We start from the raw sequence: 19,089 nt of genomic DNA, 5'->3' as shown, positions 1-19,089 counted from the left end.
GCCGGGCCATTGATCCAGACCAATTGGTACGTTTCAGGATCAACTACAACTTTGCCGACGCTTGGTGTTGTTGTAACAGTGTTTTACACCAGCCTCTCAGACAACAAGCGGCGGCCCCAGGCCGGTTGGCAGGCCAAGGCCCGGCCGCACCCACAAGGCAAGGCGAGAGGCAGGACGCAGCGATATGGCGAAGAACCGCGCCGTGCGGCACGGAGGACGCATGGTGGTACTCGCGGCGGCCGCCGCGGGGCTGACGGCGGTGATGGCCGCGTCCGCCGCGGCCGCCGACGGCCCGGACCGCAAGCAGCTCATAGCCGACTGCGCCTCCGGCGAAGGCCGGTGCAGCTTCAACGACCCGGTCCTCGGCAAGGCGTACCTGGGCGGCTTCCGGCAGGTGTCCAACTCGCTCTACAACTGCACCACCTCTCCCGCCACCCAGTCGATGGGCTGGTCGGACACGGTGGGTTCGACCGACTCGGCCGGCGTCTCGGTCACCGCGGGCGGGAAGCTCGCGGGCATCGTCGACGTCAGCGTCACGGCCCAGTACAGCCACACCTGGTCGAGTTCGCACACCGAGGACAGCTCGCTGAACATGACGGTGCAGCCCGGCGAGGTGGGCTGGGTCTCGCGCGCCCAGGTGATGCAGACCGTGTCGGGCACCTGGCAGACGCACTACGACAGCCCCAAGTGGGGCCACTACTACTGGTTCGTGCCGGACACCGTCACCGGGCCCGCGGCCAACGGTACGGACGGGGTCGCCAACGCGGTCGTCGTCAAGACCAGGAAGATGACGGCCTCGGAGAAGGCGTCGTGCTCCGCCGGCGCGCACAAGGGCGAGACCTTCCGGCTAAAGCGCTGACCGGCGCCGCGCAGGGCACCGTGTCCGGCCGTGGACGCGGTGCCCTGCGCGTACGTGCGTCAGCCGGCGGCCCCGTCGTCGATGCGCAGCCGTACCAGCTCGTCCAGACGCTCCAGACTGCGGTCCAGCTCGGCTTCCACCGACTCCTTGCCGGGGTCGTGCTCCTCTTTGAAGAAGGACAGGTGCACCGTCACCTCGCTGGCGCCGCTGCCGATGCCGGACACCTGGAGCCAGCCGGCGTAGCTGCCGTCGTCCCGGGTGCCCCACTCCAGCCGCATCTGCTCCCGCTGGGCGCGGAACAGGGCGGCGGCGTCCTCGCCCGTACGGTCCTCGTGCACGGTCACGGCCGGCAGCTCCTGCGCCTGGACGTGCAGGTCGCGCGGCAGCCAGGTGTCGAGCTGGCCGACGTTGCCCGCCTGGTCGAACACGTGCTCAGGAAGTGCGGGCATCGTGCGGGAACGTTCGTATTCGCTCATGCCATACCAATCCTCGGTCGGAGCCTTCCACAGTTCTCGGTACCCTCCGGCGCCGGCCGGACCCCGACGCGCCCTCCGCGCGGGACTGCTGCCGCGCGGAGGTCGCTCGGGCCGGCCGGCCGGGGAAGGTGACGGCCGACGCGTCAGTCGTCGAGCGGCACGTTGTAGACGACGCGTCCGTTCAGCTCGGGACGGGGGCGGACGTAGTTGCGGTACGGGGATTCGTTCGCGACCCAGAGCTGCTCGGTCGAGGGCCAGTAGGAGAGGTTCTCGGCGGCCGCCGGCGTGCGGCTCCACACGCTGACGGGGCCGCCGGAGTCACCGCGGTACAGGCAGTACGGCTCGCCGAACCGCCGGCGGGCGTCCGGGCACATCGCGGAGAAGTAGAACCGCTGCTCCAGCTGGACCACGCCCTGCGGGCCGGCCAGCGGTACGCGGTAGCCGGCGCGGGCGTGCACCAGGCCGTTGCGGTCGCCGTCCAGCAGCGAGGTCGACGGGTTGAGCGGCCACCGCACGACCCGGGAACTGGGCGAACTGGTCTCGACGGTCACCAGGGACGGCGCGGACGACGAGCTGTGGTCGATGGACGCGCCGCTGAAGCACGGCGTCTCGCCCGAACTGCTCCCGCACCCGTGGCGGCCGACGAAGGTGTACTTGGCGACCTGCGGCAGCGCGGCCTCCTGCCAGTTGGCGCTCACCGCGCCGCGGTGCACCCCCACGCGGCCGGTGGACCTGTTCGTGGCCCACAGGTGCCGCACGTCGAAGACGCGCAGGCGCTCGCTGCTGTAGAGGAACAGGTAGGGGCCGTACCAGGACAGGGTGTCGCCGTGCCCCTTGAGGGCGGTGAAACCACCGCCGTTGCTCCGCGGGATGACGAGCAGGGCGCTGCGGTAGCGCGGGCGCCCGCTGTCGGTGACGTCCGTGAAGGACACCTTCATGAACTGGTCGATCTGCTTGGCGCCGCGCCAGGGGCGGTTGTTGGGGCTGCGCGGAGCGCTCGGGTGGCTGTAGCTGGACGCCCAGCTCGCCGCGACGATGCGCCGCCCCTGCCAGCGGCCCGAACGCGGCTCGGCCTCGCCCGAACCCGTCAGCCCCTGCGGGACGTACTCCCATCCCAGGTCGTCCGCCGACCTGCGCTGCCAGCAGAAGCCGTCGGCACCGCTGAGCGGCACCCTGGTCGGGCACTGCGACAGCGGGACCGCGTGCCGCGGGCCGCTGCTCAGCCAGGACGTCAGGCCGGCGGGACGCAGCGCCGGGTGGCGCCGTTCGTTGGCGAGCACGCGCCCGCGGTCCGAACCGTCGTAGCGCAGCCGGAAGCCCTGGTGGCCGATGGGCGTGATGACCCTCCTGGACCTGCCGCCCGGCATCGCGCTCTGCGGGCGCTGCTCGTGGCGGAAGGCGCGCTGCTCACCCTCGTGGGAGTAGCGGAGCGAGTCCGCGGCGGCGGCCGACGGCGGCTCCTGTGACGTTGCCGCCGGGGCGCCGACCGTGAGGGCGGCCGCCAGGGAGCCCACGGCGGCCACAAATGCCGTACACCGAGAAAACTTCAATTCTACCAGCCACTCTTTCGGCACCTCCGTCCCCGGAATGGCCGCGCACGGCGGCGCGCCGGCGCGTGGCGGGGTGCGGGAGGCGCAGAGTCACGGGGCTCCCCGATTGGCAGCTCCCTGATTCACAGGAATGGAGAATGGCACTGCCCGGCGGCCATATAGGAGTACATCAGCGTCAACAGGCTGGTACTTCACTCGGTTGAGGGATACGGAGCGGAGTTCACGCCGGTGCTGCCACGTTCTCGCCCGTCAAGTGTGCTGAGCTGTTTATGTACTTGGCGTACTGGGTGGATTGGTGGGCGGGGCGGACGGGGTTATGCGGGAAAGGCGTGCCGCCCCCGCGGATGTTCCACGGGGGCGACGCGTATGGGATGGACTGCCACGTACGGAATGGTCTGGCGCGTACGGGATGGTCTGGCGCGTACGGGACTAGCCGGCCGGTTGGGCGTCCGCGGCGCACGAAGGGTGACCCCACCCGTCCGGGTTCTTCGCGATCGTCTCGCCCTTTCCGTAGGGCTGCCCGCAGCGGCACTGGCCGGGGAACCGCGCCTTGACCGAGCCGCGCGGACGCGAGCTTTTGCCCGCCCGCGCCGCCGGGACCCGGGCGCCGCCCGGCTGCCGCGTCCGCCCGCCGGCCGCCGCGCCGGCGGGCTCCGGCGCGGGGAGGGCGGAGCCCAGGGAGCTGCCGGCGGCCTGCTGGGTGCGGGCGGTGGCGCTGGCCGCCCCGTCCGCCGCCGCGTTCAGCGGGTCGCCGTCCACCTGGTGCGCCGGGACGTAGACGAACTCCACCGCCCGCCCCGCCAGCAGCTCGTCGATCCGGACGATCAGGTCACGGTTGGCCACCGGCTTGCCCGCCGCGGTCTTCCAGCCCTTCTTCCGCCAGCCGGGCAGCCAGGTGGTGACCGCCTTCATCGCGTACTGGGAGTCCATCCGCACCTGGAGCGGCGCGGCGGGGTCGGTGGCCGCCAACAGCTCTTGCAGCGCGGTCAGTTCCGCGACGTTGTTGGTGGCGGTCCCCAGCGGGCCGGCCTCCCAGCGCTCCACCGCGCCCTCGGCGTCCCCGACGACCCACGCCCAGGCCGCGGGCCCGGGATTGCCTTTCGACGCCCCGTCGCACGCGGCTGTGATCTGTTCTGCCATCCCCCGATACTGCCATCACCACCGTTCGGAGCGGTAAACCGGCCGAGGGCGCGCGGCCCCCGGCCGCGCGCCCGGGGCCGTGCCGCCTCAGCAGGGAGGACGCTGGGCGTGCGCCGGGTCGAGCGCGTTCATGACGAGCCCGGTGGCGGTCCTGTCGTAGGTGATGTTGATGTGGGCGGTGGTGTTGAGCAGGCAGTGGCCCTGGAGGGTCTCGTTGGTGACGTTGCGGGCCGGGTCCAGGAAGGCCGAGGTGTACGGGGTCACGACCTCGTCGTACCAGGTGGAGATCACCGTGTAGGTGACGTCCGGGTGCGTCTCGGCGCCCGCGTTGAGGTCCTTGAGGAAGCGCGAGCCGACGACCTGCTGCTCGCAGGCGGGACAGCCGGCGCCGACGACGACGTCCGCGCCGGGGATCAGCCGGGCCAGCAGGCCGATGCCGATCAGCGTGGTGCCGTGGTTGGACGGGACGAGGGCGACCAGCTTGTCGACCTTCGCCGCACCACCGAGGTTCTTGATGTAGTAGCGGGGCATCATGCCGCCCTGCGAGTGGCCGACCACGTCGACCTTGGCCGCCCCGGTCGCCGCCCGCACCCGGTCGACGAACGCGCCGAGCTGCGCCGCCGACTTGGCGATGTCGCCGGTGGCCAGCATCGGGCCCTGGGTGCCGCCGTAGTCGAGGGCGAAGACGCAGTAGCCGGCGTCCTTGAGTGTGGGGGAGAGGGCGGCCCAGTTGGCGTACCGGTTCTCGGCGGTGCCGTGGACGAGGACGACCGGGCGGGGGTGCGCGCGGTCCGGCTTGCACGACCAGTCGTTCGCGCCGGTGGGGACGACGGACGGCCTGGTGGCGGAGTAGAGGAAGGCGGACAGGAAGTTGGTCTGCGGAGGGCCGACGGGGTCGGCGGAGGTGGTGGAGCCGGCCCGCGTCTCGGCCGCCGGGTGTGCCGCTGCCGCTGCCGGTGACGGTGCCGCGGTCGCTCCGGCCAGGCCGAGGCAGGCCGCCACGGCGAGTCCGGTGAGTAAGGCGACCGGCCGTCTCCGGTGTCTTTCGCGCTTGGTCCCGTTGCTGCGCATGAAGGGTTCTCCTCTTGCCGTTGTTCCGGTACGGACACAAGAAGGGCGGACGTCAGCGCGCCGGACCGGGCCCCGGGCCGCGTGTTGCCGGGCCGGGTCCGGGATGCTACCGGCGCGTAACGTCGGGACCAACGCTCGCTCGACGTGACCGCGGCGCACCAGAGGGAGGGGCGAACGCAAGGGAAATGTGTCACGCGCGTGACACTTGGAAGGCCCGCCGGGTCAGCCGGCGCAGCCCCGGCGGGCGGTGCGGAGACGGGGGCGCTCACCAGGGCGGGCGCCCGAGGTGGCTGCACGAGGCTGGACCCGCGGGGCTCCCAGGGGGCACGATTCCCGGCCCGGGGACACACGTGTGTCCCGTTGCCCACGGTGCGGAGGAGTCACGCGATGCAGAATTCACCGGGTGACACGTTCGCGCGCGGCCCGTGGCACGAACTGCCCGCGGCGCTCGGCACGTTGATACGCACCCGGATCGACGCCATCGCCGCCGACATGGTCGAGGCCATCCACCAGGAAGTGCCCGCCTACCGGAGCCCGCTCGACTCCGCCATGGGCCGGGACCTGGTCGACGCGGTGTGCCGCGCGATGCGCCAGTTCGCTGAGCTCACGGAGGCACCGGAGAGCGCACAGGACCACCACGTGAGCCACTTCCGGCACCTGGGACGCGTGGAGTTCCTCAACGGACGCACCACCGACGGCATCCAGGCCGCCTTCCGGGTCGGCGCGCGGGTGGGCAGCCGCCGCTACGCGGAGGTCGCCCGTACGGCCGCACTGCCCACCGAGATCGTCCTGCCGCTGCACGAAGCGGTACTGACGCACATCAACGCCCTGGCCAACGAGTCGGTCAAGGGCTTCGTCGCCGCCCAGGCCCGGGCCGAGGGCGAGATGCAGCGCAACCGGCGGGCGCTGGCGCAGGCCCTGCTGGAGCAGCCGCGCGGCACGCCCAGGGAACCGCTGGAAACCCTCGCGGCGCGCGCCCGCTGGCCGCTGCCTGCCCGGGTCGCCTGCCTCCTCGTACGCAATGCCGCCGGCGGCCGGTTCGCCCTGCCGGGGCAGGGCCGGGACCTCCTGACGCTGCCGCGCGGCGCGGACCTCGTGGTGGTGCTGCCGGAACCGGACAGCGGCGGGCAGGCCGGGACCGAGGACATCCGCGCGGCGGTACGCGGCCGGACCGCCGCGCTGGGGCCGGCCGCCGCGCCGCACGACGCCTGGCTGTCCCTGGTGTGCGCCCGCCTGGCGCTGAACCACCACCGGGACACGGGCGCGCCGGACGACGGCCTCCTGGTCGTCGGCGACCGGCTGGCCGACGTCCACCTGCTCGGCGGCGCGCACATCGGGCGCCTGCTGGGGGACCGTGTGCTCGGCGCGCTCGACGGCCTGCCCGCGGGCCGGGCGGCGCGGCTTGCGGAGACGCTCGAAGCGCTCCTCATGTCCTGGGGCCGCACCGCCCCCGAGGTCGCGCGGGCGCTGGGCATCCATCCGCAGACGGCCCGCAAACGCCTGCGGCAGCTGGACGCGCTCTTCGACGGCCGGCTCGCGGACCCCGGCTTCCGCTTCGAGGCCCTGCTGGCGCTGCGTACGCGCGCCCTGCGCAGGTGAGCGGGCCGGCCGCGCGGCGGTGCGGCCGTGCCGTCACTCCGGCTTCAACGGGTCGTGCCCGATGTCCATCAGACCGCGGCGCCAGTCCCCGCCACCGGCCTTCGGGTCACTCGCGTCCGCCCGCTGGTCCCGGACGATCTCGACGACGCGCCGCATGACCTCCGCGTCACCGTCGGTGAGGTCGGTGCGGCGTTTGCCCAGGATCTCCAGGACGTGCCGCCCGACGGGCCGCCCGGCCCGGTCGGGGACCTCTTCGCTGTCCTCGCCCGCGGCCTCGACGCTCAGCCACTCCCGCAGCTCGCGTGAGGTCATGTTGACGGCCTTGTGGAACTCGTCCCACAGCTCGTCGCCGACCTGCGCTGTCATGGACGCCTCCTGGAAGATCGTGGGGAGAGGGTACGCACACTGGGTGTCCGGCGACGCGACCGGACAAACACGGCATTCGGCCGTGCAGGTCCGGAGGCGAAGACCCGCGCGGCCGCCACGGGGTCACTGCCCGGCGGGGGGGGCTGCGGGCCGCTGGGTCCGGTCAGCGGGAGCGGCGGCAAGCGAGACCGGGAGGATCGCCGCAGAGCACAACGACCGTCTCCTCGAATTCTCCGGTACGGCGGCGCGGCCCCGCGCCCGTTTCCGGCCGGGACGGGCCCCGGGGCACCGGCACGCCTGCGGGTGATGGGACAATGGCGGTGATGATTAAGGAAGACCAGCGCACCGAGAACCAGACAGAACCGGCCGCCACCGAGGACGACGAGGCGAACGCCGTACGGCACCAGGCCCGGCTGACCCTGGCCGGTCAGGCCCGCGACGCCGACGAGCTGAAGATGCTCCTGGAGATGCTGGGCCTGCACCCGTCCCAGGAGGGCGACGCCTGATCCGGTACGCGGGCGGAGCCGGCCACCTGCGCGGCTCCGCCCGCGTACCGGATCAGCGTCCCTGCAACGCCTTGACGTTGTTGCCGAACGACCACGCCTTCGAGCCGTCCCAGTTGAGGGACCAGGTCATCAGCCCTTTCAGGCCGCCGCGGTAGGTGTTCCACGCCTGGCCCACCAGGCCGGGCGACATGTATCCGCCGCCCGCCCCCGTCTGCGCCGGCAGCCCGGGGACCTGCTTGTCGTAGGGGACCTTGATGGTCGTGCCCTGGATGACCAGCCCCTTGTTCAGGCAGTCCGTCTGCTTCGTGAAGCCCTGGACGGTACCGGCGGAGTACGCGTCGCCGGAGCAGCCGTACATGCTCCCGTTGTAGTACTGCATGTTCAGCCACCAGAGGCGGCCGTTGTCCGCGTACTTCTTCACGATGGGCAGGTACGCGCCCCAGATCGAGCCGTACGTCACGCTGCCCCCGGTGACGTAGGCCGTCTCGGGCGCCATCGTCAGGCCGAAGCCGGGCGGCATCTTGGCGAGCACGCCGTCGATGATGCGGATGAGGTTGGCCTGCGAGGCCGACAGGGTGTTGATGTTGCCGCTGCCGGTGAGGCCGGTCTCGATGTCGATGTCGATGCCGTCGAAGTTGTACTTCTTGAGGATCGGCACCACCGTCTCCACGAACCGGTCGGCGACGGTGCTGGAGCTGAGGTCGATGCCGGCCGCCGCGCCGCCGATGGACATCAGGATCGTCTGGCCCGCCGCCTTGGCCTCGCACATCTCGGCCGGTGTCGCGACCTTCACGGTCGCGTCCATCCCGTCCTCCCACAACACCGTGCCGTCCGAGCGGATGACGGGGAAGGCCGCGTTGAGGACGTTGTAGCCGTGCTCGCGGATGCGGGAGTCGGTGATCGGGGTCCAGCCGAACGGCGGGTGTACGCCGTTGGCCGCGCCGTCCCAGTTCTCCCAGTAGCCCTGGAGGACCTTGCCCGCCGGCTTCGGCTTGAGTGCGCACGTGGTGTCCCGTGGCGTGCCCGGTGCCGCTGCGACCAGCAGTTGCGCGGCGAATGCCGTCGCCAGGCCGATGCCGAGCAGGCGGGATCTTCGACCGAACATGGTGTGCTCCTTTCCGGCCGTGACCGGCGGTGACTGAGGGGGCCCGGTGGAGCATGGGTGGGGGTGACGCGCGGGGACGATGGCCAAAACCCGCGCGTCACGCTGCCCGAACCGTAGGGTGACCCCGGTGGGCCGTCAATAGGTCTGGACCAAGTCGGTGCGGGCGGGTACGGAACAAGGGGCCGCCGCGGGCGGTAGCGCTGCTGGAAACCGGCCTTGAGCACATGGCCGGCCACCACGCCCCGTTGGCGAGCACCTCGCTCGGACAAAAAGAAATGCCCCGGACCGATTGACGGCCGGGGCATTTCTCTGGGTATATTGGGCGTTTCCATGTCTTGAGGAGTTCAAAACATGGCCCACCAATACAGGACACGGTATCCGAGCGGAGCTGAATTGTCAAACGAGGAATTGCGGCAGGAGCAGGAATTCACCGATCTGCTCTACGAGCGCCTCGCCGAACTGCGGACCGGAGCCGAAACGGCCGTACTGGAGGCACTGCCGCTGGAGGGGAACCACTTCCAGGCACGGCTCGAACGCGATGTGCGGGTGGCCGAGCAGTCCGGACTGCTGGCGGCCCTCGACGCGGGCGAGAACGGCCTGTGCTTCGGCCGGCTGGCGTTCCGGGACGGCAGCGACCACCACATCGGCCGCATCGGCATCCGCCGCGACGACGCGGAGCGTACGCCGCTGGTCGTCGACTGGCGGGCCGACGTCGCGCGCCCGTTCTACCTCGCCACCGGCCACACGCCCATGGGGCTGCGCCGCAGGCGCCACATCACCACCGAGGGGCGGCGGGTCACCGCACTGCACGACGAGATCCTGGACCTCGCCGACACCGAACGCACCGGTCACGAGGGCACCGACGCCGACGCGGTGCTGCTGGCCGCCCTGGACGCGGCCCGCACCGGCCGGATGCACGACATCGTGCAGACCATCCAGGCCGAACAGGACCAGATCATCCGCGCCCCGCACCACGGCGTCCTCGTCGTCGAGGGCGGCCCCGGCACCGGCAAGACCGTCGTCGCCCTGCACCGCGCCGCGTACCTGCTGTACGCGCACCGCGAGCGGCTCGCCCGCCGCGCCGTGCTGATCGTCGGTCCCAACCCCGCGTTCCTCGGCTACATCGAGGAGGTGCTGCCCTCGCTCGGCGAGACCGGAGTACTGCTGGCCACGCCCGCCGAGCTGTTCCCCGGCGTGACCGCGACCGGCACCGACACCGCCAGGGCCGCCGAGGTCAAGGGCGGCGCGGCGATGGCGGACGCGCTCGCGGCGTACGTACGCGACCGGCAGGCCCTGCCCGAGCCCGCCCTCGTCATCGACCACGAGGACGGCGAACTGCTGCTGGACGCGGACATCGCGGCCGCCGCCCGCGACCACGCGCGCGCCACGCGGCTGCCGCACAACCTCGCCCGCCCGTACTTCGCCTTCCACGTCGTCGACGCGCTCACCGCGCAGCTGGCCGACCGCATCGGCGCCGACCCGTACGGCGGCCCGAACCTGCTCGGTCCGGACGACATCGCCCAGCTCGGCAAGGCCGTCGCGGCCAGCCCCGACGTGCACGCCGCGATCCAGGAACTGTGGCCCGAACTCACCCCGCAGCGCCTGGTCGCCGACTTCCTCGCCGACCCCGTCCACCTCCCGGCCGCCGACGCGGACGCCATCCGCCGGTCCAACGGCCACAGCGGCCCCTGGCCCGAGGCGGACGCGTGGACGCCCGCGGACGTCCCGCTGCTGGACGAGGCCGCCGAACTCCTCGGCGAGGACGACTCGGCGGCCCGCGCCGCCGAGGAGGCCGAGCGCCAGGAGCGGATCAAGTACGCGCAGGGCGTGCTCGACCTCTCCTACGGCTCCCGCACCCAGGAGTTCGAGGACAAGGACGACGAGGACTCCGAGGTGCTGGCCGCGCACGACCTGATCGACGCGGACCGGCTCGCCGACCGCCACGAGGAGGCCGACCACCGCAGCGCCGCCGAACGGGCCGCCGCCGACCGCACCTGGGCGTTCGGCCACATCATCGTGGACGAGGCGCAGGAGCTGTCCGCGATGACGTGGCGGCTGCTGATGCGCCGCTGCCCGACCCGTTCGATGACGCTGGTCGGCGACCCGGCGCAGACCGCGGAGCCGGGCGGCTGCGGCACCTGGGAGGCGATCCTCGCGCCGCACGTCGGCGACCGCTGGGAGCACGTCAGGCTGGGCGTCAACTACCGGACGCCGACCGAGATCATGGAGATCGCCGCGGCGGTGCCGCGTGCCACCGACCCCTCCTTCGAACCGCCGAGTTCGATCCGCTCCACGGGCGTACGCCCCTGGGCGCTCGGGGTCGCCGAGGGCGCCCAGCCGCAAGCGGTCGCCGACGCCGTCGCCCGGGAGACGGACGCGGAGCGCGGCGCGGACGGCGGCCGGCTCGCGGTCATCGCGCCGCGGGCCCACCACCGGGCCCTGACCGCCGCGCTGCCGGACGCGTCCGCCGGCGACGCCCCCGACCTGACCCGCCCGGTCGTCCTGCTCGACCCCCGGCAGGCCAAAGGCCTGGAGTTCGACACGGTGCTCGTGGTGGAGCCGGACGCGTTCGGCGCCAGCGACCTGTACGTCGCGCTCACCCGGGCGACCCAGCGACTGGGCGTCATATACGCGGGCGCGCTGCCGCCGGCGTTGAAGGCGCTGCCGGAAGTCGGGACGGCCGCGGCCGGCCGCTGACCGTACGGTCCCGGAACGCCCGCCGACCGTACGGTACGGGGGCGCCGCACACCGCGTGCGACGCCTCCGTACCCGGGCGCTGTCCGCCGGTCAGGACAACGTGCCGGCGACCACGGATGCCGCTTGCGCGACCAGTTTGTTGTCGACCGGGGCGTCTTTCTTCCCGCGGTGCGACAGAATCGTGATCACGATGGGGGCGGCGCCGGGCGGCCACACCACGGCGATGTCGTTGCGGGCACCATAAAAGCTGCCGGTGCCCGTCTTGTCGCCGACCACCCAGCTCCCGGGAACCCCCGCCCTGATCAGCTCGTCCCCGGTGGTGTTGGTCCGCAGCCACTTCGTGAGCCGTGCGCGCTCGCCCTTGCCGAGCACGTCCGTCAGCACGAAAGCGCGCAGGTCCTCGGCCAGGGCCCGCGGCGTCGTGGTGTCCCGCTGCTCGCCCGGGACCCAACGGCTCAACTCCGGCTCGTAGCGCTCCATACGGGTGATGTGGTCACCGATCCCTTCGAGCGCGGCGTCCAGGCCCTTGGGCCCGCCCAGCTGGTCGAACAGCAGGTTGGCCGCGGTGTTGTCGCTGTAGCGGACGGCGGCGTCGCACAGTTCGCCGAGTGTCATCCCGGTCCCGGCGTGCTTTTCCGTCACGGGGGAGTTGGCGATCAGGTCGTCGGCGGAGTACGTGATCCGCCGGTCCAGCCCGCCCAGCGTGTACTTCTTCAGGACGACCGCGGCCTCCAGCGCCTTGAACGTGGAGTTGTAGGCGAACCGTTCGCCGTCGCGGTAGGCCACCTCGCGCCCGGTGCCCGTGTCGACGGCGTAGACGCCCAGCCGTGCGCCGTACGCGCGCTCCAGCTTCTCGAACTCGGGGGCGAACGGTTTCTCGGCCGCGCCCGGCCGCGTCTTCCCGGCAGGCGGTGACGCCGAGGCAGGGGAACCGCCTGGGCCGCAGGCCGTCAGCGGGACGAGGACGAGCGTGGCGAGCGCCCCGACAACGGCGCGCCGGGCACGGCTGAGCTGCATGGTCCGGACCTCCAAGGGTGAGTGCCGCGATCACCCTCGCCCCACGGCGGTCATGCGGTCCAGTGGGCCTCACCTCGCGCTCGCGGACGGGCGGACCACCAGTTCGTTCACGTCGACGTCGGCGGGCCGGCCGATCGCGTAGGCGATGGCGTCCGCGATCGCGGACGCCGGAACGGCGACGGAGCGGTAGTCCCGCATCGCCTGCCGCGCCGACGGGTCGCCGATGCCGTCGGCCAGTTCGGACTCGGTGACACCGGGGGAGACGACGGTGACGCGGATGTCGCCGGCGGACTCCTGGCGCAGCCCCTCGGAGAGGGCGCGCACCGCGAACTTGGTGGCGCAGTAGACCGCGGCGGTGGGCGACACCTCGTACGCGCCGACCGAGGCGATGTTCACGAAGTGCCCACCGCCCTGGACCCGCATCACGGGCAGCGCGGCGGCGATGCCGTGCAGCACCCCGCGTACGTTCACATCCAGCATCCGGTCCCACTCCTCCGTCCGCAGCGCCTCCAACGGCGAAAGCGGCATCACTCCGGCGTTGTTCACCAGGACGTCCACCCGCCCGTGGACGGCGCGCGCCACGTCCACGAAGGACTGCACGTCGGCCGCGTCGGTGACGTCGAGGCGCCGGTAAGCCGCCGAGTGGCCGGCGGCGACGAGCTCGCCCACCAGTGCCTCCAGCCGGTCGGTGCGGCGCGCGCCGAGGAAGACGCGGTGCCCGCCGGCGGCCAGCAGCCGGGCGGTGGCCGCGCCGATGCCGCTGCTCGCACCGGTGATCAGAACGACCTTGGAGGCCGCCGCGTGTGCGTCCTGACGACCGCTCTCGTTGGTGTGCTTATCCGTGCTCATGTTGTGCCTCCCAGGCGTTCAAGTGCTCACCCAAGAGGCTGCGCCGCGCCGTGCTTCCCCACCAGGACGGCCCGTGCCTGGGTGCACCGCACCCACCCTCGGCCCGGCGCCACGGCCTACCCTGGCCGCATGACCGGCAACGAACTCGGTACGTTCCTGCGGGCCCGCCGTGCACAGGTGGGGCCGGCGGACGTCGGCATGGCCACTTACGGGCAGCGCAGGGTCGCAGGGCTGCGGCGCGAGGAGGTCGCGGTCCTGGCCGGCATGAACGCCGACTACTACACGCGGCTCGAACAGGGCCGTGAACGCAACCCCTCGCACCAGGTGACCGACGCCCTGGGCCGCGCACTGCTGCTCGACGACGACGCACGCGACCACCTGTACCGCCTCGTCGGCCTCGTACCGGGGGAGCGCCCGCGGCACCATGAGGAGACCGTCGCCCCCGCACTGCGGCAACTGATCGACGGCTACCACCACACCCCGGCCTTCGTGCTCGGCCGGACCCTGGACCTCCTGGCGTCCAACGCGCTCGCCGACGCGCTGTTCTCCCCTTTCGAGCGGTCCGACAACCTCGCCAGGATGGTCTTCGCCGACCCCGCGGGACGACGGTTCTACGCACACTGGGAGCGGGCGGCTCAGGCGACGGTGGCTCACCTGCGATATGCGGAGGGATACGATCCGCGGGACCAGCGGCTGGCGGCGCTCGTACGGGAACTGACCTGCGCCGCCCCCGAGTTCGACGCGCTGTGGCGCTCCCACACCGTGCGCGGCAAGACGCGCGACGCCAAGGAACTGATCCACCCCGAGGTGGGCGCCCTGGAGCTGACCTACCAGTCCTTCGACGTACGCGAAGCGCCGGGCCAGCAGCTCGTCATCTACCACGCGGAACCCGGCAGCCCCGCCGCCGAGGCGCTCGCCCTCCTCGGCACCCTCGCCGCCACCCGGCGGCAGACCGCGCGCTGAAAGAGCCGGTTCCCCCGGGACGGCGGCCCGGGGTCAGGCGGTGCCGGTGGGCCGGGGCAGCACCCCGCACACATGGTCCCGGATCCGGGTACCGAGGGCGGAGAGCGGCAGTACGGCATCGACGACACCGGTCTCGGCCGCGGCGTGCGGCATCGCGGAGTGCTTGCTGCTGGCCACATCCTGGGCGAAGACGGTGCCCTTCTGGCGGGCGACGGCCCGGATGCCGGCCTGCCCGTCCGTACCCGACCCCGAGAGGACCACCGCCACTGCCGACGGTCCGCACGACACCGCCAGCGTGGCCAGTAGCAGGTCCGCCGAGGGCCGGGCAGGGGGAATAGCCCCGCAGGCGATCAGCGCCAGCCGGGTCGGCGACGTGATGAGCATGTGATGACCCGGCGGCGTGACGAACACCGTGCCCGGCACCAGCGCGTCCCCGTCGGCGGCCTGCTTGACGGGAAGCGCGGTACGCCGGCCGAGCAACTCGGACAACAGGCTGCCCCGCCGCGGGTCCTGATGCAGCGCCACCAGCACCGTCGCGGGCAGACCGGCCGGCAGCGGCTCCAAGACGCGGCTCAGCGCCTCGATTCCTCCGGCGGAGGCCACCAAGGCGACGACGGGATGCTGCACGGTCTCAGGGAACTTCCGCTTGGGCGGCATCACAGACCTTCTTCCCCTGAACCCATCATCGCACTCGGCAATGGCCCACGGGCTATCCGTGTCGGCGTTTCCGCGCCGACTTGCCGCCGCGACGACGCCACGGCCCGGCGCACGCGAAGCCGGTGAAGTACCGCTCGGCCACCAGCCTGACCGTACGAGGCCGGCGCCCGCGCACCACCCGCAAGCCGAGCGCGCACCACTCGCATGCCGAGCGCGCGCGTTGCGGCGACCGTGAGGCAAGCCGGCAACCATGACCGACTTCGCGGGCCGCGCCCGGAACGGACGCGGCCCCTTCTCCGGTTTCTTCGCACCCGGCCACTGCTACATTTCGTGCTCCCACCAGCCGCGCGTGTCGACGTCTGCGGCATCCGCCAGCGCCTCCAGCTCCGCGATCTCCTCGTCGGCGAGCCCGATGCCGCGAGCGCGGACCACCCCGTCGACGTAGTCCGCCTTCGTGACCCCGATGATCGGGGTGGTCCCCTTGGCGATGGCCCAGGCGATGGCGACCTCGGCGGCGGACGCGCCCCGGTCCTTGCCGATCGCCTCCATCCGGTCCGTCAGCGCCCGCAGTTGCGGCAGGACGGCGTTGTACACGGTCGCCCGGCTGCTCCCCTCCGGCAACGGATTCGCCGGGCTGTACCTGCCGGTCAGCGCCCCTTGTTCGAGGACCAGGTAGGAGAAGAACCGCACGTCGTGCTCGCGGCAGTGGCCGAGGATGCCCGCGCGCTCGGAACTCCGGTACAGGAGGCTGTAGTGGTTCTGGACCGCCTCCACGCGGAAGCCGGCCTCGCCGAGGATCCGATCGGCGAGAGCGAGCTGCTCCATGTTGTGGTTCGAGACGCCGACATGCTTGATCTTGCCGCTCTTGAGCAGCGGGATCAGCGGCGGAGTCCACCGTGCCACGTCGGCGGGGTTGTGGATCCAGAAGAGATCCACATAGTCCGTACGCAGTCGGTCGAGGCTCTGCTCCAGCATGTCCGCGACCGGATCGTCGCCGTCGCCCGCGAGCTGCGGGGTGAACTTCGTCGACAGCTGGTACTCGCTGCGGTCATAACCCGTCAGAGCCCGGGCGAGGACGGTCTCCGAGCGGCCCATGCCGTACGCCACGGCGGTGTCCCACAAGGTCAGCCCGTTCGCCTGCGCCTTCTCGACGACCTCTCGCAGGCCGGACTCGCTCAGCCGGCTGCCGAAGTACCCGTCGCCCGCCTCGCCGCTGTCTCCCCAGGCCCAGGTGCCCAACGCCACCGCCGGCACCGTCAGCGCCTTGCTCGTCATGTCATGACTCCGTTGTCTGTATGTCGGTGTCTGTTCTCGGGATCGTGTCGGAACGATCGAACCCCAGGAGACCGCGATCACCGCCACCGGAAAAGGCCGCGTCCATGGGGGGTACAACCTCAACCCCCTTCACGCCGTGACCGGCGATTACCATCCACGGCATGGACCAGCAGCCCGGAAACCGCGGCGAATCCGGGACTTCCTCACCAACCGACGCGCCAGGATCACCCCGGCGCAGGCCGGACTGCCGACCAGCACCCGTCGCCGGGTCCCCGGGCTGCGGCGCGAGGAGGTCGCCGTCCTCGCCGGCGTGAGCACGGAGTGGTACACGCGGTTGGAGAAGGGACACATCGGCGGCGTGTCCGAAGACGTCCTCGACGCGGTCGCCCGTGCCCTGCGACTGGACGACGACGAACGCACCTACCTGTTCGACCTGGCCCGGTCGTCGCGGCACGCGAACCGCACACCGTCACGTCGCAGGGACGTCGAGGTCCCGCCCCGGGTCCAGTGGCTGCTGGACTCCATGACGATGTCCTCGGCGTTCGTACGCAACGGCCGTACGGACATCGTCGCCGGCAACCCCCTGGCCCGAGCCCTGCTCGCGCCGATGTTCGACAGCGCCACCACCGACAAGCGCGGCCGCCCCAACATCGCCCGCTACATCTTCCTCGACCCTGGTGCACACGACTTCTTCGTCGACTGGGACGCCGCCGGCGCCGCCACCGCCGCCCTGCTGCGCGCCGAGGCCGGGCGCGAGCCCCGTGACCGGGCCCTGCGCGAACTCGTCGGCGAACTGTCCACCCTCAGACTGGAGTTCCGCAGCCGCTGGACCGCGCACGACGTCCTGATGCGCCACGACGGCGTCAAGCGGCTCCGGCACCCCGACGCCGGCCACCTGGAACTGGCCTTCCAGTCCCTCGACCTGCCCCTGCCGGGCCGAGCCGTGCACGACCTGATCATCTACACCGCCGAACCCGGCACCGCATCCGAGGACCGGCTCAAAGCCCTCGCCACCTGGGCAGCTACGCAATCTCAGCCAGCACACCCCACCCACCACTCTCCTCAGCCCGGCCCACTCTGACCCACTGCGGTCCGCCTTCTCCCCCTAAGCCACATCGGAACCACTCGTCCAAGCCTTGACCCGCGCGCACCTTCCAGGCAGGGGCGACCGGACCTTCGCCCAGGCCGCCCTGGCCGCCGGGCACACCGTCGTCGGCACCGTCCGCTCCGAAGCGGACCTGCGCTCCTTCGAAGAGCTCGGCCCCGGGCGCGCTCACAGCCGAATCCTGGACGTGACGGACGATGACGCCGTCTCCGGCGTGGTCGCGGAGGTCGAGAGCAGCGTCGGTCCGCTGGACGTGGTCATCGCCAACGCCGGCTACGGCCTGGAGGGCACCTTCGAGGAAACCCCGCTGGCCGACGACTACGACGAGCTGTTCACCCCCATCCGCGAAGCGCGGCAGAAGGCCAGCGGGAACCAACTGGGCAACCCGGCCAAGGCCGGGGACGCCGTCGTGCACATCACGTCGGTCGATCAGCCGCCGGCCCACCTCGTCCTGGGCTCGGACGCACTGCGACTGGTCACCGCCGCGCGCACGGCCGTGGACGAGGACATCCGCGCATGGGAGCCCCTCTCCCGTACGACCGACTTCGCCGAGGGCGCTCAGCTCTGATGCCCAGCCAGCACCCCGCGCGCAGCCGGCGCGGCACCGAACGCAAGGGCGATGTCCGGGAGCGGGCCATCCTGGACACCTGCGAAGCCCTGCTGGCGCAGAAGGGCTACGACGCCATAACCGTCGGCGACATCGCCCGGGGCGCCGGCATCACACGCGGCGCCCTGTACTTCTACTTCGGCTCCAAACAAGAAGCGGTCACGGCGCTCGTGGCCCGGACCGTCGAGCACCTGTGGGAACGGTCCCGGGCCACCGCGCAGACCGACGAGCCGCGCCAGGCCATCGCGGCAGCCATGCAGCGCACGGTCGAACTGTGGAACGAGCACGGCCTGGTCATGCGTACGGCGATCGACCTCTCCCTGACCGTGCCGGAGATCGGCGAGCTGTGGAATCACACGGCTGACCTGTTCATCGCGGCCATCACCGCCGTCCTGGAACGCGCCGGCATCCAGGCCGGTGCCGCACCGGACCAGGCGTCGGCGATGGCACGCGCCCTGTGCTGGATGATCGAGCGGACCTTCTACCACGCCTCACAGAAATCCCGCGACGAGTTGCAGAAGGCATCCTCGACCTGCGAACACATCTGGCTGACCAGTGCGGGCCTGACCAGCTGACGCATCCGGAGCGGACGATGAGGCGCGGGACCGGCCCCGTGACTCCGAGGCCCATAGGGGACAGCCCCTTAGTCCCTGACCAGCCGTTCGTAGCAGTCGTAGTTGCGCTGGGCGCAGATCTTGCCGTCGCGGAACTCAAGGAAGACCGCGATGTGAGCGCGCAACACATGGCCGGCGGGCAGGTTGCCCATCGGGGTGGCAAGGGTTCCGGTCCATGTCACCTCCACGGCTACCTGGTCGCCGGCCGCGACCGCGTTGTGGACCTCGAACTGCTGGTGTCCGAGGAGCGCCCGGCCCCGCTCGGCGCTCTCCAGTACGTCGGACAGATCGCGTCGTACGCCGTCGGGAAACAGGGCGTTGGGGAACTCCTCCTGCACCACGTGCTCTTGGAAGTAGCGGGCGAGTTCCTCGCCCACGGCTCCTCGGGAGACCGCCTCGTGGTAGCGGACGGCTGTCTCGACATTGGGGTGCTGTGGCAGACCCGGCATACCTGGCAGCGTAGTTGAGCTTGCCCGGTCGGGGCAGTGGTGTGCACAGCCGGTACGCCGGGACGCCGCGCCGGGTACGGCACCACGGCAGTCGCCGCGGCCTGCCGGACGGTTTCTTTCATGAATTCACCAGTGTTGCGTGTGCCCTTGGGGTGAACCCGATGTAAAGGGTTGACCCGTTGGC

At 71.7% G+C, this 19,089-nt stretch carries 19 protein-coding genes; 8 read left to right on the top strand and 11 right to left on the bottom strand.

The window, feature by feature from the left end; genetic code table 11:
* The first annotated feature begins 220 nt into the window (after nt 1-220).
* A complete protein-coding gene (locus tag ACH4OW_RS17395) occupies nt 221-859 on the top strand; it encodes a hypothetical protein (protein ID WP_398028579.1) in 639 nt (212 codons plus the stop codon).
* 59 nt (nt 860-918) lie between these two features.
* Here ACH4OW_RS17395 and ACH4OW_RS17390 read toward each other — a convergent pair whose 3' ends face one another.
* The 4 genes from ACH4OW_RS17390 to ACH4OW_RS17375 all read right to left on the bottom strand — a co-directional run bounded on the left by ACH4OW_RS17390 (nt 919) and on the right by ACH4OW_RS17375 (nt 5,096).
* Entirely contained in the window at nt 919-1,335 is a 417-nt protein-coding gene (locus ACH4OW_RS17390; protein ID WP_360132849.1) for an SRPBCC family protein, read from the bottom strand.
* 143 nt (nt 1,336-1,478) lie between these two features.
* The gene (locus ACH4OW_RS17385; protein WP_398028577.1) at nt 1,479-2,858 is read right to left on the bottom strand and encodes a hypothetical protein; all 1,380 of its coding nucleotides are present in this window, start codon (nt 2,856-2,858) and stop codon (nt 1,479-1,481) included.
* Between the two features lie 456 nt (nt 2,859-3,314).
* Complete coding sequence (locus ACH4OW_RS17380) at nt 3,315-4,025, bottom strand: ribonuclease H (protein WP_398028576.1); 711 nt, start codon at nt 4,023-4,025, stop codon at nt 3,315-3,317.
* Between the two features lie 87 nt (nt 4,026-4,112).
* Complete coding sequence (locus ACH4OW_RS17375; RefSeq protein ID WP_398028574.1) at nt 4,113-5,096, bottom strand: esterase/lipase family protein; 984 nt, start codon at nt 5,094-5,096, stop codon at nt 4,113-4,115.
* 387 nt (nt 5,097-5,483) lie between these two features.
* On the opposite strand from ACH4OW_RS17375, the gene ACH4OW_RS17370 reads away from it, so the two are divergent.
* The gene (locus ACH4OW_RS17370; protein WP_398028572.1) at nt 5,484-6,695 is read left to right on the top strand and encodes a helix-turn-helix domain-containing protein; all 1,212 of its coding nucleotides are present in this window, start codon (nt 5,484-5,486) and stop codon (nt 6,693-6,695) included.
* 33 nt (nt 6,696-6,728) lie between these two features.
* Here ACH4OW_RS17370 and ACH4OW_RS17365 read toward each other — a convergent pair whose 3' ends face one another.
* Nucleotides 6,729-7,061, bottom strand: a complete 333-nt coding sequence (locus ACH4OW_RS17365) for a DUF3140 domain-containing protein (protein ID WP_360137166.1) — start codon at nt 7,059-7,061, stop codon at nt 6,729-6,731.
* Nucleotides 7,062-7,384: 323 nt separating this feature from the next.
* Between ACH4OW_RS17365 and ACH4OW_RS17360 the strand changes: the two genes are divergently transcribed.
* A complete protein-coding gene (locus ACH4OW_RS17360; protein ID WP_360137163.1) occupies nt 7,385-7,567 on the top strand; it encodes a hypothetical protein in 183 nt (60 codons plus the stop codon).
* A gap of 52 nt (nt 7,568-7,619) precedes the next feature.
* Here the strand turns inward: ACH4OW_RS17360 and ACH4OW_RS17355 are convergent, their stop codons facing one another.
* Nucleotides 7,620-8,672: a chitinase gene (locus tag ACH4OW_RS17355; protein WP_398028570.1), complete on the bottom strand. Its 1,053-nt coding sequence runs from the start codon at nt 8,670-8,672 to the stop codon at nt 7,620-7,622.
* Between the two features lie 408 nt (nt 8,673-9,080).
* Between ACH4OW_RS17355 and ACH4OW_RS17350 the strand changes: the two genes are divergently transcribed.
* Complete coding sequence (locus ACH4OW_RS17350) at nt 9,081-11,369, top strand: HelD family protein (RefSeq protein ID WP_398028682.1); 2,289 nt, start codon at nt 9,081-9,083, stop codon at nt 11,367-11,369.
* Nucleotides 11,370-11,459: 90 nt separating this feature from the next.
* Here ACH4OW_RS17350 and bla read toward each other — a convergent pair whose 3' ends face one another.
* Both bla and ACH4OW_RS17340 read right to left on the bottom strand, forming a co-directional pair.
* The gene (gene bla, locus ACH4OW_RS17345) at nt 11,460-12,386 is read right to left on the bottom strand and encodes a class A beta-lactamase (RefSeq protein WP_398028568.1); all 927 of its coding nucleotides are present in this window, start codon (nt 12,384-12,386) and stop codon (nt 11,460-11,462) included.
* A gap of 69 nt (nt 12,387-12,455) precedes the next feature.
* Nucleotides 12,456-13,235 (bottom strand): SDR family oxidoreductase, encoded by a 780-nt coding sequence (locus ACH4OW_RS17340; protein WP_398028566.1) that lies wholly within the window; start codon nt 13,233-13,235, stop codon nt 12,456-12,458.
* 129 nt (nt 13,236-13,364) lie between these two features.
* On the opposite strand from ACH4OW_RS17340, the gene ACH4OW_RS17335 reads away from it, so the two are divergent.
* Nucleotides 13,365-14,198: a helix-turn-helix transcriptional regulator gene (locus ACH4OW_RS17335; RefSeq protein WP_360137154.1), complete on the top strand. Its 834-nt coding sequence runs from the start codon at nt 13,365-13,367 to the stop codon at nt 14,196-14,198.
* Nucleotides 14,199-14,231: 33 nt separating this feature from the next.
* On the opposite strand, the gene ACH4OW_RS17330 is transcribed toward ACH4OW_RS17335, so the two are convergent.
* On the bottom strand, nt 14,232-14,855 hold the full coding sequence (locus ACH4OW_RS17330; RefSeq protein ID WP_398028562.1) for a chemotaxis protein CheB: 624 nt from the start codon (nt 14,853-14,855) through the stop codon (nt 14,232-14,234).
* 321 nt (nt 14,856-15,176) lie between these two features.
* Entirely contained in the window at nt 15,177-16,130 is a 954-nt protein-coding gene (locus ACH4OW_RS17325) for an aldo/keto reductase (protein ID WP_398028560.1), read from the bottom strand.
* Nucleotides 16,131-16,440: 310 nt separating this feature from the next.
* On the opposite strand from ACH4OW_RS17325, the gene ACH4OW_RS17320 reads away from it, so the two are divergent.
* From ACH4OW_RS17320 to ACH4OW_RS17310, 3 genes are read left to right on the top strand one after another with little or no spacing between them, the layout of a single operon-like run.
* A complete protein-coding gene (locus ACH4OW_RS17320; protein WP_398028557.1) occupies nt 16,441-17,211 on the top strand; it encodes a helix-turn-helix transcriptional regulator in 771 nt (256 codons plus the stop codon).
* Between the two features lie 55 nt (nt 17,212-17,266).
* Nucleotides 17,267-17,803 carry an SDR family oxidoreductase gene (locus tag ACH4OW_RS17315; protein WP_398028555.1) on the top strand — a complete coding sequence of 179 codons (537 nt, stop codon included), beginning with the start codon at nt 17,267-17,269 and terminating at the stop codon, nt 17,801-17,803.
* Nucleotides 17,803-18,417, top strand: coding sequence for a TetR/AcrR family transcriptional regulator (locus ACH4OW_RS17310; RefSeq protein WP_398028554.1), 615 nt, complete (start codon nt 17,803-17,805; stop codon nt 18,415-18,417). The genes ACH4OW_RS17315 and ACH4OW_RS17310 overlap by 1 nt, the downstream gene beginning before the upstream one ends.
* Before the next feature lie 68 nt (nt 18,418-18,485).
* Here ACH4OW_RS17310 and ACH4OW_RS17305 read toward each other — a convergent pair whose 3' ends face one another.
* Nucleotides 18,486-18,905 carry a nuclear transport factor 2 family protein gene (locus tag ACH4OW_RS17305; protein ID WP_360137136.1) on the bottom strand — a complete coding sequence of 140 codons (420 nt, stop codon included), beginning with the start codon at nt 18,903-18,905 and terminating at the stop codon, nt 18,486-18,488.
* Between the last annotated feature and the right edge of the window lie 184 nt (nt 18,906-19,089).

It is taken from the genome of Streptomyces sp. NPDC017056 (genome assembly GCF_044332485.1).
GTDB lineage: Bacteria > Actinomycetota > Actinomycetes > Streptomycetales > Streptomycetaceae > Streptomyces.
The sequence above is the reverse complement of the archived record's forward strand: the minus strand, read 5'-3'. Positions and strand labels throughout refer to the sequence as shown.

What these genes read in the sequence shown, in the direction of transcription:
- ACH4OW_RS17395 (WP_398028579.1), top strand. Translation starts at nt 221, where the DNA reads ATGGTGGTACTCGCGGCGGCCGCCGCGGGGCTGACGGCGGTGATGGCC.
- ACH4OW_RS17390 (WP_360132849.1), bottom strand. Translation starts at nt 1,335, where the DNA reads ATGAGCGAATACGAACGTTCCCGCACGATGCCCGCACTTCCTGAGCAC.
- ACH4OW_RS17380 (WP_398028576.1), bottom strand. Translation starts at nt 4,025, where the DNA reads ATGGCAGAACAGATCACAGCCGCGTGCGACGGGGCGTCGAAAGGCAAT.
- ACH4OW_RS17375 (WP_398028574.1), bottom strand. Translation starts at nt 5,096, where the DNA reads ATGCGCAGCAACGGGACCAAGCGCGAAAGACACCGGAGACGGCCGGTC.
- ACH4OW_RS17370 (WP_398028572.1), top strand. Translation starts at nt 5,484, where the DNA reads ATGCAGAATTCACCGGGTGACACGTTCGCGCGCGGCCCGTGGCACGAA.
- ACH4OW_RS17365 (WP_360137166.1), bottom strand. Translation starts at nt 7,061, where the DNA reads ATGACAGCGCAGGTCGGCGACGAGCTGTGGGACGAGTTCCACAAGGCC.
- ACH4OW_RS17360 (WP_360137163.1), top strand. Translation starts at nt 7,385, where the DNA reads ATGATTAAGGAAGACCAGCGCACCGAGAACCAGACAGAACCGGCCGCC.
- ACH4OW_RS17355 (WP_398028570.1), bottom strand. Translation starts at nt 8,672, where the DNA reads ATGTTCGGTCGAAGATCCCGCCTGCTCGGCATCGGCCTGGCGACGGCA.
- bla (WP_398028568.1), bottom strand. Translation starts at nt 12,386, where the DNA reads ATGCAGCTCAGCCGTGCCCGGCGCGCCGTTGTCGGGGCGCTCGCCACG.
- ACH4OW_RS17340 (WP_398028566.1), bottom strand. Translation starts at nt 13,235, where the DNA reads ATGAGCACGGATAAGCACACCAACGAGAGCGGTCGTCAGGACGCACAC.
- ACH4OW_RS17335 (WP_360137154.1), top strand. Translation starts at nt 13,365, where the DNA reads ATGACCGGCAACGAACTCGGTACGTTCCTGCGGGCCCGCCGTGCACAG.
- ACH4OW_RS17330 (WP_398028562.1), bottom strand. Translation starts at nt 14,855, where the DNA reads ATGCCGCCCAAGCGGAAGTTCCCTGAGACCGTGCAGCATCCCGTCGTC.
- ACH4OW_RS17325 (WP_398028560.1), bottom strand. Translation starts at nt 16,130, where the DNA reads ATGACGAGCAAGGCGCTGACGGTGCCGGCGGTGGCGTTGGGCACCTGG.
- ACH4OW_RS17310 (WP_398028554.1), top strand. Translation starts at nt 17,803, where the DNA reads ATGCCCAGCCAGCACCCCGCGCGCAGCCGGCGCGGCACCGAACGCAAG.
- ACH4OW_RS17305 (WP_360137136.1), bottom strand. Translation starts at nt 18,905, where the DNA reads ATGCCGGGTCTGCCACAGCACCCCAATGTCGAGACAGCCGTCCGCTAC.